Source organism: Micromonospora sp. bgisy143 (assembly GCF_057708145.1).
Genome location: NZ_JBYIRN010000010.1, coordinates 93,436 through 110,220, shown reverse-complemented (window position 1 = coordinate 110,220; position 16,785 = coordinate 93,436). Strand labels below are relative to the sequence as shown.

At 74.8% G+C, this 16,785-nt stretch carries 13 protein-coding genes; 11 read left to right on the top strand and 2 right to left on the bottom strand.

The genetic code is table 11. From position 1 onward, the window contains the following. The first annotated feature begins 92 nt into the window (after window positions 1-92). Entirely contained in the window at window positions 93-1,136 is a 1,044-nt protein-coding gene (locus tag AC3EN4_RS14620; protein ID WP_422739566.1) for a S1 family peptidase, read from the top strand. A gap of 61 nt (window positions 1,137-1,197) precedes the next feature. Here AC3EN4_RS14620 and AC3EN4_RS14615 read toward each other — a convergent pair whose 3' ends face one another. After that, window positions 1,198-1,917: a DUF998 domain-containing protein gene (locus tag AC3EN4_RS14615; RefSeq protein WP_435206391.1), complete on the bottom strand. Its 720-nt coding sequence runs from the start codon at window positions 1,915-1,917 to the stop codon at window positions 1,198-1,200. 154 nt (window positions 1,918-2,071) lie between these two features. Here AC3EN4_RS14615 and aspS point away from each other — a divergent pair, with 154 nt between their 5' ends. From aspS to AC3EN4_RS14595, 4 genes are all read left to right on the top strand, one after another. Further along, window positions 2,072-3,877: an aspartate--tRNA ligase gene (gene aspS, locus AC3EN4_RS14610; protein ID WP_422739568.1), complete on the top strand. Its 1,806-nt coding sequence runs from the start codon at window positions 2,072-2,074 to the stop codon at window positions 3,875-3,877. Window positions 3,878-3,969: 92 nt separating this feature from the next. Then, window positions 3,970-4,779, top strand: coding sequence for an SDR family oxidoreductase (locus AC3EN4_RS14605; protein ID WP_435206390.1), 810 nt, complete (start codon window positions 3,970-3,972; stop codon window positions 4,777-4,779). A 64-nt stretch (window positions 4,780-4,843) separates the two neighbouring features. Then, the gene (locus AC3EN4_RS14600; RefSeq protein ID WP_422739570.1) at window positions 4,844-5,446 is read left to right on the top strand and encodes an ArsR/SmtB family transcription factor; all 603 of its coding nucleotides are present in this window, start codon (window positions 4,844-4,846) and stop codon (window positions 5,444-5,446) included. 55 nt (window positions 5,447-5,501) lie between these two features. Then, complete coding sequence (locus tag AC3EN4_RS14595; protein ID WP_435206389.1) at window positions 5,502-7,007, top strand: MFS transporter; 1,506 nt, start codon at window positions 5,502-5,504, stop codon at window positions 7,005-7,007. Here the strand turns inward: AC3EN4_RS14595 and AC3EN4_RS14590 are convergent. Then, window positions 7,004-7,753, bottom strand: coding sequence for a GNAT family N-acetyltransferase (locus AC3EN4_RS14590; RefSeq protein WP_435206388.1), 750 nt, complete (start codon window positions 7,751-7,753; stop codon window positions 7,004-7,006). The two genes, AC3EN4_RS14595 and AC3EN4_RS14590, sit on opposite strands and share 4 nt — an antisense overlap. A gap of 294 nt (window positions 7,754-8,047) precedes the next feature. Between AC3EN4_RS14590 and AC3EN4_RS14585 the strand changes: the two genes are divergently transcribed. The 6 genes from AC3EN4_RS14585 to alaS all read left to right on the top strand — a co-directional run bounded on the left by AC3EN4_RS14585 (window position 8,048) and on the right by alaS (window position 16,765). After that, a complete protein-coding gene (locus tag AC3EN4_RS14585; protein WP_435206387.1) occupies window positions 8,048-8,260 on the top strand; it encodes a hypothetical protein in 213 nt (70 codons plus the stop codon). Window positions 8,261-8,335: 75 nt separating this feature from the next. Beyond that, window positions 8,336-9,904 (top strand): replication-associated recombination protein A, encoded by a 1,569-nt coding sequence (locus AC3EN4_RS14580; RefSeq protein ID WP_435206386.1) that lies wholly within the window; start codon window positions 8,336-8,338, stop codon window positions 9,902-9,904. Window positions 9,905-12,444: 2,540 nt separating this feature from the next. Continuing rightward, window positions 12,445-13,143, top strand: a complete 699-nt coding sequence (locus tag AC3EN4_RS14575) for a hypothetical protein (RefSeq protein ID WP_422740659.1) — start codon at window positions 12,445-12,447, stop codon at window positions 13,141-13,143. A 148-nt stretch (window positions 13,144-13,291) separates the two neighbouring features. Next, window positions 13,292-13,756: a DUF948 domain-containing protein gene (locus AC3EN4_RS14570; RefSeq protein ID WP_422739575.1), complete on the top strand. Its 465-nt coding sequence runs from the start codon at window positions 13,292-13,294 to the stop codon at window positions 13,754-13,756. 28 nt (window positions 13,757-13,784) lie between these two features. Then, complete coding sequence (locus AC3EN4_RS14565) at window positions 13,785-14,090, top strand: hypothetical protein (RefSeq protein ID WP_422739576.1); 306 nt, start codon at window positions 13,785-13,787, stop codon at window positions 14,088-14,090. Next, window positions 14,087-16,765, top strand: a complete 2,679-nt coding sequence (gene alaS / locus AC3EN4_RS14560) for an alanine--tRNA ligase (RefSeq protein WP_435206385.1) — start codon at window positions 14,087-14,089, stop codon at window positions 16,763-16,765. Before AC3EN4_RS14565 ends, alaS begins: the two co-directional genes overlap by 4 nt. Window positions 16,766-16,785: the final 20 nt, after the last annotated feature.

Here is a 16,785-nt window from a genome sequence, read left to right as displayed (position 1 = left end):
TTCACTCGACCGGTTTTCGCAGATCGGCCGGGTTGCCCTCGGGTCAGCCACCCCCGGCCAGACCCGTCTCCCCCGCCCAGGAGGTTTGTTACATGCGACCCACGAGGTCCTCCTTCCGTGTTGCGGCGACCGTCGCCGTGACCGGAACCCTGGTCGTCGGCTCGCTCATCGGCGCACCCGCCCAGGCCGCCCCCGCCGCCTCGCCCGACGCCGGCGCCGCCCTCTCCGCCCAGCTCGGTGACCGCTCCGCCGGCTCGTACATCGACGCCAGCGGCAAGACCGTGGTCACCGTGACCGACGCCGCCGCCGCGCGGACGGCCAGCAAGGCCGGCGCGAGCGTCCGGTACGTCACCCGGGGCGCCGCCGAGCTCAACCGGGCCACCGCCGAGCTGGAGCGCTCGGCGAAGATCCCGGGCACCGCCTGGTGGAGCGACCCGGTCACCAACCAGGTGGTCGTCTCCGTCGACAGCACCGTCACCGGCGCCAAGCTGGAGCGGGTCAAGGCCGCCGCCGCGCGGGCCAACGGCGCGGTCCGGGTCGAGGCCGAGGCCGGCGTGCTGAGCACCCGGATCTCCGGTGGTCAGGCCATCTACACCGGCGGGTACCGCTGCTCGCTCGGCTTCAACGTGCGCAGCGGCAGCACCTACTACTTCCTGACCGCCGGGCACTGCACCAACCTCGGCACCAACTGGTACTCGAACTCGAGCCAGACCAGCCTGCTCGGCACCCGTACCGGCACCAGCTTCCCGGGCAACGACTACGGCATCGTGCGGCACAGCAACTCCGCGAACGCCGCCGGTAACGTCTACCTGTACAACGGCAGCTACCGGGACATCACCGGCGCCGGCAACGCGTCGGTCGGCCAGTCGGTGCAGCGCTCCGGCAGCACCACCGGCCTGCGCAGCGGCTCGGTCACCGCGACCAACGCCACGGTGAACTACGCCGAGGGCTCGGTCTCCGGCCTGATCCGCACCAACGTCTGCGCCGAGGGTGGCGACAGCGGTGGCTCGCTCTTCTCCGGCGGTACCGCGCTCGGCCTCACCTCCGGCGGCAGCGGCAACTGCAGCAGCGGAGGCACCACCTTCTTCCAGCCGGTCACCGAGGTGCTGAGCCGCTACGGCGTCAGCGTCTTCTGATCGACGTACCGCACGCGGGCCGCCGGGACTCCGGCGGCCCGCGTCGCGCGTCCGGGCCCGCTCACGCCAGCCGGTCGGGGCCGTCCGTCGGCAGCAGGGGATCCGGGGGTACGACACCGGTCGCCGGCAGGGCCGGTCCGAGCGGGGTGGCCCCGGCGGCGGCCCACGCGAGATGCGCCCGGCGGGCCGACAGCACCGCCAGCAGTGGCCAGAGCGAGACGCCCACCGCCGTCACCCGCTCGGCCAGGCCGGTCCGGGATCCGCTGGTCACCTCGAAGGCGAACCAGCCGAACAGGGCCAGCAGCACGAGTGTGGCGCTCAACGCCACGCCCCGCCGGAACGCCCAGGGCGGTTGCGGCGCCCGGGGGTGCGCGGCGTCCGGGCCACGCGGCAGCCGCAGCGCCGACCCGGCCGGCCAGAGCGCCAACGCCAGCACGGCGACGGTCGCCACGATGCCGTGGCTGAGTGAGCCGCCGACCGTCGGCCGGGGAAAGGCGACGAGCGCGATGGTGGCCACGCCGCCGACGGCGAGCAGGAACCGGCTGGGCAGCCCGGCGGCGTGCAGTACCGCGGCGATCGCCAGGTAACAGCAGCCGAGCAGCACCAGGGCACTGATCATGATCCAGGCGTCGGTGGCGTCCGGCCCGGCCAGTTCACTGATGGTGTCCCGGACGGGGTCGTACCCGGCGGGCTGCCGGGCGCCCGCGACCGTCCAGCCGCCCACCAGCAGCACCGGCGCGGCCACCGCCGTGGCGACGCCCCAGTTCGGTACGGCGCGCATCAGGTCACGCTAACCGGCGTCGGGCCCCGTCGCCCGGGGTTCGCCGGCTCGCCCACCAGCGAATCGGGCCTGCCTGACGGGTGCCCCGGAGCCGGGCCGGCCTCCCCTGACAGAATGCGGGTGAGGACTGTTCCACGATGAGGAGTTGCCAGCCGTGATCCGTACCCACAATGCCGGAAGCCTGCGCGCCGCGGACGCCGGCTCGACGGTGACGCTCGCCGGGTGGGTGGCCCGCCGGCGCGACCACGGCGGTGTCATCTTCGTCGACCTGCGCGACGGCTCGGGCGTCGTGCAGGTGGTGTTCCGCGAGGAGGACGCGCACGCGCTGCGCAACGAGTTCTGCGTGAAGGTCACCGGCGAGGTGACCCGCCGCCCCGAGGGCAACGAGAACCCCGACCTGCCGACCGGTGAGGTCGAGGTGACCGCCGTCGCGCTGGAGGTGCTCTCCGAGGCCGCGCCGCTGCCGCTCCCGGTGGACGACCAGGTCGAGGCCGGTGACGACATCCGGCTCAAGTACCGCTACCTGGACCTGCGCCGCAGTGGCCCGGCGAACGCGCTGCGGCTGCGTTCGCGCGCCAGCCAGCTCGCCCGGGGCGTGCTGCACGAGCGGGACTTCCTGGAGATCGAGACGCCGACGCTGACCCGGTCGACCCCGGAGGGCGCCCGCGACTTCCTGGTGCCGGTGCGGTTGCAGCCCGGCAGCTGGTACGCGCTGCCGCAGTCGCCGCAGCTGTTCAAGCAGTTGCTGATGGTCGGCGGCATGGAGCGGTACTACCAGATCGCCCGCTGCTACCGGGACGAGGACTTCCGCGCCGACCGGCAGCCGGAGTTCACCCAGCTCGACATCGAGATGTCGTTCGTCACCGAGGACGACGTGATCGACCTCGGCGAGGCGATCGTCTCGGCGCTCTGGAAGGACCTGGCCGGGCACGAGATCACCCGGCCGATCCCGCGGATCACCTGGCACGACGCGATGGCCCGGTACGGCTCGGACAAGCCGGACCTGCGCTACGGCGTCGAGCTGACCGAGCTGACCGACTACCTGCGCGGCACCGAGTTCCGGGTGTTCGCGGGCGCGATCGACGCGGGCGGCTACGTCGGCGCGGTGGTGATGCCCGGTGGCGCGTCGCAGACCCGCAAGGAGCTGGACGGCTGGCAGGACTGGGCCAAGGCGCGTGGCGCGCGTGGCCTGGCGTACGTGGTGCTGGACGCCGAGACCGGCGAGGCGCGCGGTCCGGTGGCGAAGAACCTCTCCGCCGAGCACCTGGGCGGGCTCGCCGACGCGGTCGGCGCGAAGCCGGGCGACGCGGTCTTCTTTGCGGCGAGCACGAACACCCGCGAGGCGCAGGAGCTGCTGGGGGCGGCGCGGATCGAGATCGCCAAGCGCTCCGGCCTGATCGACGAGAGCGCCTGGGCGTTCTGCTGGGTGGTCGACGCGCCGATGTTCGAGCGTACGGACGAGGGCGGCTGGACGGCCGTGCACCACCCGTTCACCTCGCCGAACGCCGAGTGGGTGGACCGGTTCGAGGAGGCCCCCGACCGGGCGCTGGCGTACGCGTACGACATCGTCTGCAACGGCAACGAGATCGGCGGCGGCTCCATCCGTATCCACCGGGGCGACGTGCAGCAGCGGGTGTTCGACCTGCTCGGCATCACCCCCGAGGAGGCGCAGGACAAGTTCGGCTTCCTGCTGGAGGCGTTCAAGTACGGCGCACCGCCGCACGGCGGCATCGCGTTCGGCTGGGACCGGGTCTGCATGCTGCTGGCCGGCGCGGACTCCATCCGCGAGGTCATCGCGTTCCCGAAGACCCGGGGCGGCTTCGACCCGCTGACCGGCGCGCCGACGCCGATCACCGCCCAGCAGCGCACCGAGGCCGGCATCGACGCCAAGCCCAAGCCCGCAGCCACCGCCCACACCGGCACCGCCGGCCCGGCCGCCCCGGTAGCCGACCCGGTCTGACCCGACCCCTTCTTTGGTTGATCAAGAGGTTCGCGTCATCATCGCCCTGCGAGATGACGCGAACCTCTTGGTCAACGGGGGAGTGGGTGGGCATGCGGGTACTTGTCGTCGGGGGTAGTGGGTTTCTCGGGCGGGAGGTGTGTCGGCGGGGCGTTCGCGCGGGGGTTTCGGTGGTCGGCACGTTCTACGGCGGTGACGTCGGCGTGCCGGGGGTCGTGGCGCGGCGGTTGGACGTGACCGACCGCGCCGCCGTGCGTGCGCTGGTCGCCGAGGTGCGGCCGGACGCCGTGGTCGCCACCCCCTACCGGTACGACGACTGGACGATCACCGCCGACGGCGCCGCGTACGTGGCCCTCGCCGCCGCCGAGGTGGGCGCCCGGCTGGTGCACCTGTCCAGCGACGCCCTGCACGGCGGCCGGCCCGAGCCGTACCTCGACGACGACCCGCCCAGCCCGATCAACGCGTACGGGGCCGCGAAGGCGGCGGCCGAGACCGCCGTACGGGCGATCGACCCGGGCGCGGCGCTGGTGCGTACATCGCTGATCCTCGGGGAGGGCAGCAAGCAGATCCAGCTCTGCCGGGACGCGCTCGCCGGCCGGGCCGTCCTGTTCACCGACGAGGTCCGCTGCCCGATCGACGTCACCGACCTGGCCGACGCCGTGCTGGAACTGGCCCGCTCGTCGTACGCCGGGCCGCTCAACGTGGCCGGTGCCGATGCGGTCAGCCGGGCCGAGTTGGGCCTGCTGGTCGCCGAGCGGTTCGGGCTGGATGCGACCGGGTTGAAGACGACCACGGCCGCCGCCGTCGGCGTGGTGCGCCCCGGCGACGTACGCCTCGACTGCGACCGCGCGGCCGGTCTGCTGCGCACGCGCCTGCGGGGGGTACGCGAACTCCTGGCCTGACATCACGCACACTTTCTATGCACACCTCTTGTGCATAGAAAGTGTGCAGAGATAGTGTGCTCGTATGGATGCCACCCCCGGTCCCGCGAACAAACCGTCCGAACCCCGGCAGGTCCACCTCGACAGCCGGCAGGTCCGCACCCTGGCCCACCCGCTGCGCATGCGCCTGCTGGGCTCGCTGCGCGTCGACGGTCCGGCGACCGCCACCGCGTTGGCCGAGAAGCTGGGCACGAACACCGGCGCGACCAGCTACCACCTCCGGCAGCTCGCCGAGGTCGGGTTGGTGGCCGAGGACCCGGCCCGGGGCAGCGGCCGGCAGCGCTGGTGGCAGGCCGTGCACGACATCAGCAATTTCGAGCCCACCGACTTCGACGACGACCCGGACGCCCGGGCCGCCGTGCAGTGGATCCAGGGAGACCAGGTACGGCTGATGGCCGACCTGGCCGAGCGCTGGATGGGCGTCGAGCACCACCAGTCCCGCGAGTGGCGCGACGCCGCCGGCATGGGTGACCTGGTGCTGCCGCTCGATCCGGCCCGCCTGCGGGCGCTCAACGACGAGCTGTGGGCGGTGCTGATGCGCTACCGCGACCAGCCCGCCCCGGAGGGGGACGTCAAGCCGGTGCACCTGTTCGTCGCCGGCTTCCCGCGGTTGGAGGAGCGCTGGTGAGCGCGAGGAGTGAGCCGGGTTTGCGAGCCCCGCAGTCGCGAGCGCAGGTGGTCCGGTGAGCGCCCTCTCCGTACGCCAGGTCCGGCGTCGCTACCTCACGCTGTACGGCCTGCGCTGGCTGCCCACGGGCCTGATGGTCCCGGTGATGATCCTGCTGATGCAGGAGCGCGGCCTGTCGCTGCCGCAGATCGGCCTGGTCACCACCGCACAGGGGTTGCTGGTGCTCGCGCTGGAACTGCCCACCGGCGGATTCGCCGACGCCCTCGGGCGCAAGCCGGTCCTGCTCGCCGCCGGAGTCCTCAACCTCGCCTCCCTCGCGGTGTTCACGGTGGCCGACTCGTTCGCGCTGTTCTTCCTGGTCTGGGCCCTGCAGGGCATCTACCGCGCGCTCGACAGCGGCCCCCTGGAGTCCTGGTACGTCGACGCCACGCTGGCCGCCGACCCGCAGGCCGAGTACGAGCGCGGCCTCGGGTACGCCGGCACCATCGTCGGTGTCGCCATCGGCGGCGGGGCCCTGCTCAGCGGTGGCCTGGTCGCGCTCGGTCCACTCGGGCCGGTCAGCGCGCTCACCGTGCCGGTGCTGGCCGCGATCGTCGCGCAGGCGGTGGCGCTCGGCGCGTTGCTGGTCCTGCTGGTCGAGGAGCGCCCGGCCACCGGCGTCGCGGCGGTGCGCGCGTCGGTGACGCAGGCGCCCCGCATGATCGGCCAGGCGATCGGCCTGCTGCGCCGGTCCCGGGTGCTGCTCGCCCTGGTGGCGGTGGAGCTGTTCTGGGGCTTCGGCATGATCACCTTCGAGTCGCTGCTGCCGGTTCGGCTCGCCGAGGTGGTCGGCGACCCGGAACGCGCCGCCGCGCTGCTCGGGCCGGCCAGCTCCGCCGCCTGGATCGCCAACGCGGCCGGCGCGGCGCTCACCCCGCTGCTGCTGCGGTGGCCCGGGGCGGCGCCCGGCGCGGCCCTGCTGCGCATCCTGCAGGGCGCGACGGTCGTCGGGATGGGGCTGCTCGCCGGCCCGGTCGGGGTGATCGTCGCCTACCTGGCCTGCTACGCCGTGCACGGCGCGTCGAACCCGCTGCACAGCGGCCTGCTGCACCGCCAGGTCGACGGCCCGTACCGGACCAGCGTGCTCTCGTTGAACTCGATGATGGGGCAGCCGGCGGCCGCGCTCGGCGGGGTGGTGCTGACCGCGGTCGCGGCCGCCACCAGCGTGGGTACGGCGATGGTGGTCGGCGCGGTCGTGCTGGCCGTCGCCGCGCCGCTGTACGTGCCCGCCTGGCGGGCCGACCGGCGGGCCGCGGCAGATCCGGCTGGCACGGTGACGGACTCGGCCGTTGCCGCGGCGGTGGCTGACTCGGCCGGTGGGTCGGCGGTGGCGGGGCCGGCCGGTGCGGCGGCGGCAGGCCCGGCCGAATCCGGGGCCATCGTGGATCGGCCCCGGCAGCGCGCTAGGGGCGCGGACCCCGACGGCTCCGCTGGCCTCGACGGCCCCGCCGGCTCCGGTGGGGACCCGACGGGCCGTGGCGCGGACCCGACCGTGGTCGCCGAGCCGGTCGAGCGGCGTTAGCGCTCGGGGCCGAGGCGGATCGAGGTGCGGGTCAGGGTGCTGGTGAAGCCGAGGCGGCGGTAGAGCCGCACCGCCCCGACGTTGTCCGGGTAGACACCGAGCGCGACGGTGTCGTGCCGGGACAGCAGCGCCCGGGTCATCCCGGCGGTCAGCGCCGCGCCCAGCCCTTGGCCCCGCTGGTCGGGGGCGACGGTCAGACCGGCCAGGAACCCGATGTCACCCCGGCTGCGGTCCGCGCCGCAGGCCACCAGCCCGTCGCCGGACCGGATGCCGTACCAGTCGACGACCGTCGGGTCGCCCGGGCGGGTGGTGGTGGTCGGGAACGACCGGTCCACGAGCGCCTCCAACGCAGGGCGGTCGGCGTCGGTCAGCCGGACGACCCGCTGCTCGTCCGGCTGCGGCGGGGGAGCGACAGTGGTCCAGTGGAAGTCCCAGTCGACGTGCTGCGCCACCGCCACCCGCCCGATCGCCAGGGCGGGGTCGAACCGGGGCAGGTGCAGCCGGTTCCCCGGCCGCAGCAGCCCTTCGGCGATCAGTGCGGCGCAGAGGACCAGTGCCGGGCCGGCGGGGCCCACGGCGTCGGCGCCGAAGCCGCGCTCGGGAGGCAACAACCACAGGACGGCGCCATCGCGTTGCCAGCCACGCGCCGGGATGCCCGGCGAGAGCGAGTGCCGGACGAACGGGTGCCCGCCGGCGGCGGCCAGGATCGTGGCCCGGTCGTGCAGCTCCTGGTCCTCGATGATCATGAGACCAGCCTAGAAGCCGGCGTACGGCCGACCGCGCCGGCCCAGGGATGCGCCCCATTCGCACCTCGCGCGGGTGCCGTAGGCCCAAGATCGTCACAACTTCGGGGATGGTGCTGCTTCGCACGCGCCGGAGACAGCAATATCGCCGAAGTTGCGCGGATCTTGACAGCGGCCCTGGCGACGCGGCGGCCCGAGCGGCACGGGCGTGCGGCCGATCCACGGTGGAGATTGGCGAGTCGACCGATTGGGTACATCACGCGCCGACCTACTGGGAACCCCCACCGGAGGACCGACATGCTCGCCATTCTCGCGGCCATCGTCTTTGGCTTCGCCCTGCTGATCGACCTGCTCGACACCAACTTCGGCGCGCCCGACCTGTTCAACTGGAACACCCTCGTGCTCATCGGCCTCTTCCTGCTCGCGCTCTACCTGGGCGGCGTCGGCAGCGGGCCGCGGGGCAGTGGTGGCGGTCGCTGGTACCGGGGTCGCCGCCCCGGTCGTGGCTGACCGAGACCGATCAGCGATGGCCCGGCCCGTAGCGCGATTCCGGCGTCTCGGGTCGGGCCCGGTACTGTCTTCGTGATGGAGTCCGACGCTCTCTTCTCCCTCGGTGCACCCACCGGGTCGCGTGCCGCGCCCGAGGGTCCCGCCGGTGTCGACGGCTTCACTCCGGTAGCGGACGATTCGCCCCTGCCTGTCCGCATGCGACCCGCGAGCCTGGACGAGTTGATCGGGCAGGACCACCTGCTCGCCCCCGGCGCGCCGCTGCGGCAACTGGTCTCCGGCGGTGCGCCGATGTCGGTCATCCTCTGGGGGCCGCCGGGCAGCGGCAAGACGACAATCGCGCACCTGGTGGCCGGCGCCACCGACCGCCGCTTCGTCGCCATGTCGGCGCTCTCCGCCGGCGTCAAGGACGTCCGTGCGGTGATCGAGACGGCCCGTCGCCAGCGCCGTTCGGGCGGCCCGCAGACGGTGTTGTTCATCGACGAGGTGCACCGGTTCAGCAAGACCCAGCAGGATTCGCTGCTCGCCGCCGTCGAGGACCGTACGGTCACGCTCCTCGCGGCGACCACCGAGAACCCGTACTTCTCGGTCATCTCGCCCCTGCTCTCGCGGTGCGTGCTGCTCACCCTGCAACCGCTCGACGACGACGCCGTACGCGGTCTGCTGCGGCGCGCGGTCGCCGACGAGCGCGGCCTGGGCGGCACGCTCACCCTGGCCGCCGACGCTGAGGACCACCTCGTTCGGCTCGCCGCCGGTGACGTCCGCAAGGCGCTGACCGCGCTGGAGGCGGCGGCGGCCTCGGCCACGGCCCTCGGTGCCGGGCGGATCGACCTGGCCACCGCCGAGCAGGCGGTCGACGTGGCGGCGGTGCGCTACGACCGCGACGGCGACGCCCACTACGACGTGGTCAGCGCCTTCATCAAGAGCATGCGCGGCTCGGACGTGGACGCCGCGGTGCACTGGCTGGCCCGGATGCTGGTCGCCGGGGAGGACGCCCGGTTCATCGCCCGCCGGCTGGTCATCTTCGCCAGCGAGGACGTGGGCATGGCCGACCCGACCGCACTGAGCGTGGCCACCGCCGCCGCGCACGCGGTCGAGTACGTCGGCCTGCCCGAGGCGCAGCTCAACCTGGCCCAGGCCGTGATCCACCTGGCCACCGCGCCGAAGTCGAACTCGGCCACCACCGCGATCGGCGCTGCCATCGCCGACGTCCGGGCCGGTCGGGGTGGCCCGGTGCCCCGGGGGCTGCGCGACGCGCACTACGCCGGCGCGCGCGGGCTGGGTCACGGCACCGGATACCGCTACCCGCACGACGACCAGCGCGGCGTGCTCACCCAGCAGTACGTCCCCGACGACCTGGTGGGCGTGGACTACTACCAGCCCGGCCCGCACGGGGCGGAACGGTCCGTGGCGACGCGGCTGCCGCTGCTGCGCCGGATCGTACGCGGGCTGCCGGTCCCACCGGCCCGTCCGGAAGGTCCGGCCGCCGGTTCCCCCGCGACAGCCACGCCGGCCGCGGGGGAACCGGTAACGCCGCAGCCCGCGACGGCGCTTGCTGGTCGGAACGGCCGGGCGGCCACGGACGTGGACGGTGCCGGCACGACGCAGGACGGCGGCACGAACGCCGCAGGAGAGGGTCAACAGTGAGATCGCGTGGTGCGGACCGCCCCGACGAGGGCCCGGACGAGCGGCGTGATCCGCGCGCCAAGGGCCGCCGTTGGGGCCGAGGCCGAGCCGAGGCCGAGCCGGAGGAGCCGGTAGCCGGCGAGGAGTTCGGCTGGATCGACGATCTGCGCTCGGCCAAGCAGCAACGGGGCGAGTTGGGCCCGGACGGGGTCCCGACCGAGCCCGCGCCCCCGCGTGCCGGCGTGCCGGCGCCTCCGGACGCGCCGCCCGGCCCGCGCCGGCCGGACGCCGAGGCCGCCGGCCCGCGCCGGCCCGTCGACGGACCCTGGCCCGGCGAGGCGCCCCCGCCCGGTCGTCGTCCGGACGCCCGCCCGCCCGCCGACCGGACGCCGGTCGAGCGTCCGCGTGAGCCCGGACCGGCCGGCGCCCCCGGCCAACCGGCGCCGCGTGGCACCCAGCCCGTGCCCGGCGTCGACCCGCGCGCCGCCGCAGGACCCCGCACGCCGCCGGTCGGCCGCCCCGGCGGCGGTGACCCGGCCGACCCCGCCGGCCCTCGCGCCAGAGGCGTCGACCCGCGCGACCCGGCCGGCCCCCGACCGAGGGGCGGCGTTCCCACCGGCCCCGCGCGAGCACGACCGACCGTGGGGCCGTCTGGCCCGCCCCCGGTCCCACCGGTCGTCGGCACTCCGACCGGCCCCCGTCCCGAGGTGGCCGCGCCGGCCGGCCGGGCGGAGGCCGTGCCGCCGCTGCGCCGGCCCGAGGCCGTACCGCCGGGCCGTCCACCCGCGCCCGAGCCGGGTCCGGGCGGCCGGCCGCTCGGCGGTGACGGTCCGCAGCCCGGACGGCGTACGCCCGACCCGGCACGACCCGCCGCCGGTGGCGCCGCCCGCTTCGACGGACCCGTGTCCGGTGTCGCCGCCCAGGTCGCCGACGGTCTGCGACCCGACCCGGCGGTCGCCGACGACCCGCGTACGGCCCGCCGCCGTCCCGGGCCGGTCGACCCGGGAGCGCCGGAGCCGCCCCGCCCCGCCGGGGGCGGCCGCCGTCGGGCCGCCGAACCGGACGAGCCGGTGGTGCCCCGCTCGGGCAACGCCCCGCCGCTGCCCGACGGGTCGCCGAGCGGCCCTCTCCCCACCGGCGGCACGGCCACCGACGGCACCGGCCGCCGTCGGGCGGTCCCCGACGAGCAGGACCGGCGCGCGACGACCGGCGGTGAGCCGCAGCCGGAACGCCGGGACCGTCCGGAGCGGCCGGCGGACTGGCTGCGTCAGGCCGGCCGGCTGCCGCACACCGACCCGGGCCTGCCGGTGGTCAACCGTCGAGGGGCCGGCGGGCAGCCCGCGGAGCGGCCCGCCGCCCGCCGTACCGGCCCGCCGCCCGCGGGTGACCTGAACGACCGCTCCGGCGGCCCGTTGGCGGTACCGGATCCGGCTGCGGAGCGCGCCACCGGCCGCCGGGCCGCCGGACCGCCCACCGACCCGGGCGCGGACGCTCCCGCCGGCCGCCGGCCCGCCCGCACCCCGGAAACCACCGGCGAGCACCCGACCGGTGCGGTGCCGCAGCCGCCGGCCCCCGGGGAGCGCCCCGTCGGCCGTCGCGGTGCTCCGGGCACCGTCGGGGACCCGATCAACCGTCGCCGCCGCCCGTCGGCCGAACCCCCTGCCGAGGGGCGGCCCGGACCGGTGGGCGAGCGCGGTGACGACCCGTACGCCGGTCCGCCCGGTGGCGGACGACCCGCACCCGGCGCGCCGGTGCGGGGTGCCCGTTCCGGCCCACCCGGTGGCCGGGCCCGGCTCGCGCCCGGCGACGCGCCGGTCTCCGGCGCCGGCCGCCGTGGCCCCGACGGCCCACCCCGACCCGGCGTCACCCGCCCCGACGGTCCGGCGCGCGCGGCGGTCCCGCCGGGCGCCGGCCCCGACGGTCCGCCCGGCCCACGCCTGGATGGTCCGCCCCGGTCCCGCCCCGACGGTCCGGCCCGCGCGGCGGTCCCGCCGGGCGTCGACGGCCCGGCCCGCGCCGCGACGCCGCCGCCGGGCGCCGGTCCGGACGCTGCGGCCCGCGCCGCCGTCCCACCCGGCGTCGATAAGCAGGGTGCGGCGCGGGCGGCGGTACGACCGGGCGTCGGCCCGGACGCTCCACCCCGACCTGGTACGGCCCGGCCCCGCCCGGACGCTCCGGGCCGGGCGGCGGTCCCGCCGGGCGTCGGCCCGGACGGCGCACCCCGCCCGGACGGTCCACCGCGTCCGGACGGACCGGCGCGCGCCGCCGTTCGCCCCCCGGGTGTCGCCCAGCCGCCCGGCGGCGACGTCCGCACGGGTGCCGAGCCGCCCGGCCCGGGCGCACCGGTGGCCGCGCGTGCCGCCGCCCCGCGGCCGACGGACCGCGCCGCGGGTCGGGCGCTGCCGCCGCCCCGCGCGGGTGGCCGTCCCGAGCCCAGTGGTGTCGCTCCCGTGCCACCGCCGGGTCGTACCGGCGAACCGGTCGCCCGGGCCGCCGTCGTGCCACCGGGCCCGGCGGGTCCCGCGGACCGGCCGCCCGCCGAGCCGACCGACGAGCCGGCGCTGCGTGCGGCCGGCCAGGACGTCGCCGACGACGAGGACGCGGCCCCGGGCGCCCGGTCCGACCAACACCGGCAGTCGCGCGAACGACGTCGGCTGCGGGTCGCCGTGCTGGCGCTGGTCAGCGTCGTGCTGCTCGGCGCGGTGCCGCTCTTTTTCGGCCTCCGTACGCTCAGCCGGGACCCGGTCTTCGACAACCTGGACCAGCTCGACGTGCCCGGGTGGGCCGCGGCCAAGACGGTCGACGACGTCAGCGGCAGCCGCTGGTGCCTGCTCGACTGCCGACTGCGCGAGCGCACGGTCACCTCGGAGAAGTCGCCGGAGGAGACGGCGAAGGTCTACGAGGAGGCGCTGCGCGCCGACGGCTGGCGGCCGTGGAAGGTGAGCCGCTGCCCCGAGCAGGAGACCAAGGGCAGCTACACGTGCTGGCGTCAGGACGAGCTGACCCTCGACCTGTGGGTGCGTGCGCCGGCCTGCGTGCCGCCGCCGGTCGACGGGGAGCCGGCGATCGTGCCGTCTCCCGAGCCGTCGGCCGCTGCGGGGGAGTGCGCCGGCTCGTTGGTGTCGGTGAAGGTGCGCAACGCGATCGACGACGAGCGGACCAGGCCGCAGCCCAGCACCGATCCGTCACTGACCGGCGAGGATCCGTTCCCGACGGTCAGCGGGGATCCGCTGGGCGACGTGACACCCTCACCGTCCTGAGCCGCTCTCCATCACGGACGGTAGGGTCTGGGGCTGGCGGGCCGCCCACGCCCGCCGGCCGGCGACGGCCCGGTGGGTTCGGTGGGCACCACGGTTGTGCGTTCCGGGGACGTCGGGTCCGGCGGAAATCTGCTTGAGGAGGACACGCGTGGGCGACATTCTGGCGGTCGCGGCGCTGATCGCGGCGAGCGCGTTCGCGGTGCTGGTGCTCATCCTGACGCTGCCGATCCTGCGGCTGCGGCACACGGTGGACGCCACCACCCGGATGATCAACGACCTCAACGACCGGACGGCACCGCTGCTCGGCGACGTCAACACCACGGTGAAGAACGTCAACGTCGCCCTCGAGCAGGTGCAGACCTCGCTCGACGGCGTGAACCTGCAGCTGGCCAAGGTCGACACGATGACCAGCCACGCCCAGAACGTCACCGCCAACATCGCCAACCTGGCGACGGTGGTCTCCGCCGCGGCCGCGAACCCGCTGGTCAAGGTGGCCGCCTTCGGCTACAGCGTGCGCCGGGCCGCCGCCAGCCGCCGGCACGCCGAGACCGAGCGCGAGGTGCGCGACACCATCAAGCAGCAGCGGCGGGCCGCCCGGCGCGGCAACCGTTGACCCATCCGGCCACAGGAGGTAGCGCGACATGAGGCGGTTGTTCTGGCTCGGCATCGGCGTGGCCGTGGGCGTGGTGGTGGTCCGTAGGGCGACCCGGACCGCGCAGGCGTACACCCCGGCCGGCATCGCCAGCTCGTTGTCGGAATCCGCTGGCAGCCTGGTGGAGTCGGTGCGTAGCTTCGTGGAAGACGTGCGGGTCGGGATGGCCGAGCGCGAGCAGGAGATCCACCAGGCGTTCGTCCAGGGCGAGGCGTTCGACGACCAGTTCGCCGAGCTGCGGGAAGACCCGCGGATCGGCGATCGAGAGATTTTTCCGGAGGAACACCAGCGATGAAGACGGCGGAAATCAAGCGGCGGTACCTCGCGCACTTCGAGGCGAACGGTCATGCCGTGGTGCCGTCCGCTCCGCTGCCCGCCATCAGCGACCCGAACCTGCTGTTCGTCAACGCCGGCATGGTGCAGTTCGTGCCCTACTTCCTGGGCCAGCAGACCCCGCCGTATGAGCGGGCGGTGAGCGTGCAGAAGTGCATCCGCACCCCGGACATCGACGAGGTCGGCAAGACCAGCCGGCACGGCACGTTCTTCCAGATGAACGGCAACTTCTCCTTCGGCGACTACTTTAAGGCCGGTGCGATTCCGCTGGCCTGGGAGTTGTCCACGAAGCCGATCGCCGAGGGCGGTTACGGGCTGGATCCGGAGCGGATCTGGCCGACGATCTACCTCGATGACGACGAGGCGTTCGAGATCTGGCGGTCGGTGGGTGTGCCGGCCGCGCGGATCGTGCGTCGGGGCAAGGCGGACAACTTCTGGTCCATGGGCATCCCCGGGCCGTGCGGTCCGTCGTCCGAGCTGTTCTACGACCGGGGCCCGGAGTACGGCGCCGAGGGCGGTCCGGCGGTCGACGAGGACCGGTACATGGAGTACTGGAACCTCGTGTTCATGCAGTTCGAGCGGGGTCCGGGCACCAACAAGGAGGACTACCCGATCCTGGGTGACCTGCCGGCGAAGAACATCGACACCGGCATGGGCCTGGAGCGGATGGCCTCGATCCTGCAGGGCGTCGACAACCTGTACGAGATCGACGAGGTCCGGCCGATCCTGGCCCGGGCGGCGGAGCTGACCGGCAAGCGGTACGGCGCGCACTCCGGGCACGTGGCCAGCGAGTCGCACCCGGACGACGTCCGGCTGCGGGTGGTCGCGGATCACGTGCGGACCGCGCTGATGCTGATCGGCGACGGCGTGACGCCGAGCAACGAGGGCCGTGGGTACGTGCTGCGGCGGATCATGCGCCGGGCGATCCGGTCGATCCGGCTGCTGGGCTGGCAGGACCGGGCGCTGCCCGAGCTGCTGCCGGTGGCGCGGGACTGCATGGCGCCGTCGTACCCGGAGCTGGCGACCGACTTCGACCGGATCGCGCAGTACGCGTACGCGGAGGAGGAGGCGTTCCTGTCGACGCTGCGTGCCGGGACGACGATCCTGGACACGGCGATCGCCGAGACCCGCTCGGCGGGCGGCACGGCGCTGTCCGGGGCGAAGGCGTTCCAGCTGCACGACACGTACGGCTTCCCGATCGACCTGACCCTGGAGATCGCGGCCGAGCAGGGCCTCAAGGTCGACGACGAGGGTTTCCGCCGGCTGATGGCCGACCAGCGGACCCGGGCCAAGGCGGACGCGCAGGCGCGCAAGACCGGGCACACCGACGTCTCGGCGTACCGGTCGGTGCTCGACGAGGGTGGCCCGGTGACGTTCACCGGCTACAGCGAGGTGGCCCGCGAGTCGCGGGTCCGGGCGCTGCTCGGCTCGGACGGCCCGCGCGCGGCGGCGACCGAGGGTGAGACCGTCGAGCTGGTGCTCGACACGACCCCGTTCTACGCCGAGGGCGGCGGCCAGCAGCCCGACCACGGCATCATCACCGTCGGCGACGGTCAGGTCGAGGTGCTGGACGTGCAGCAGCCGGTGCCGGGGCTGATCGTGCACCGGGCCCGCGTCATCCGGGGTGAGGTGCACCCCGGTGACACCGGCTACGCCGAGATCGACACCACCCGGCGGCGGGCGATCTCCCGGTCGCACACGGCCACCCACCTGGTGCACCAGACCATGCGCAACTTCCTCGGCGAGTCGGCCACCCAGGCGGGTTCGCTGAACGCGCCGGGCCGGCTCCGGTTCGACTTCAACACCCCGACCGGGGTGTCGCCGACCGTCCTGCGGGACGTGGAGCAGCAGGTCAACGAGGTGTTGCTGGCCGACCTGGAGGTGCACGCCTTCATCACCTCGCTGGACGAGGCGCGGCGGATCGGCGCGATGGCGCTGTTCGGCGAGAAGTACGGCGAGGAGGTGCGGGTCGTCGAGGTGGGCGACTACGCCCGGGAGCTGTGCGGTGGCACGCACGTGGCCCGCTCGGCGCAGCTCGGCCTCGTGAAGATCCTCTCCGAGTCGTCGATCGGCTCCGGCGTCCGCCGGGTCGAGGCGCTCGTCGGTATGGACGCCTTCGGTTTCCTGGCCCGCGAGCACCTGCTGGTGTCCCGGCTGGCCGAGCTGTACCGGGTGCCCAACGAGCAGGTCGCCGACCGGGTCGAGCAGACGGTCACCCAGCTCCGCGACGCCGAGAAGGAGCTGGAGAAGCTGCGCGCCCAGCTGGTGCTCGGTGGGGCGGGCGCGCTCGCCGCGCAGGCGAAGGACGTGCGCGGGGTGGCGTACGTCGGGACCGAGGCGCCGGAGGGCGCGGCCGGTAACGACGTACGGACCCTGGCGCAGGAGATCCGCGGCAAGATCGACCCGGCGCGGCCGGCGGTGGTCGCCGTGGCGGCCCGGGCGAACGGCAAGGCGTCCCTGGTGGTGGCGGTCAACGCGGCGGCCCGCAGTCGCGGCCTCGCCGCGTCGGACCTGGTGAAGGCGGCGTTCTCCGGGCGCGGCGGGGGTAGTCCCGACCTGGCCCAGGGTGGCGGCCTGCCCGCGACCGAGGCGCCGAACCTGCTGCTCACCGTCGAGAAGGCGATCACCGAAGCGTGATGGACGGTCAATGTCGACCA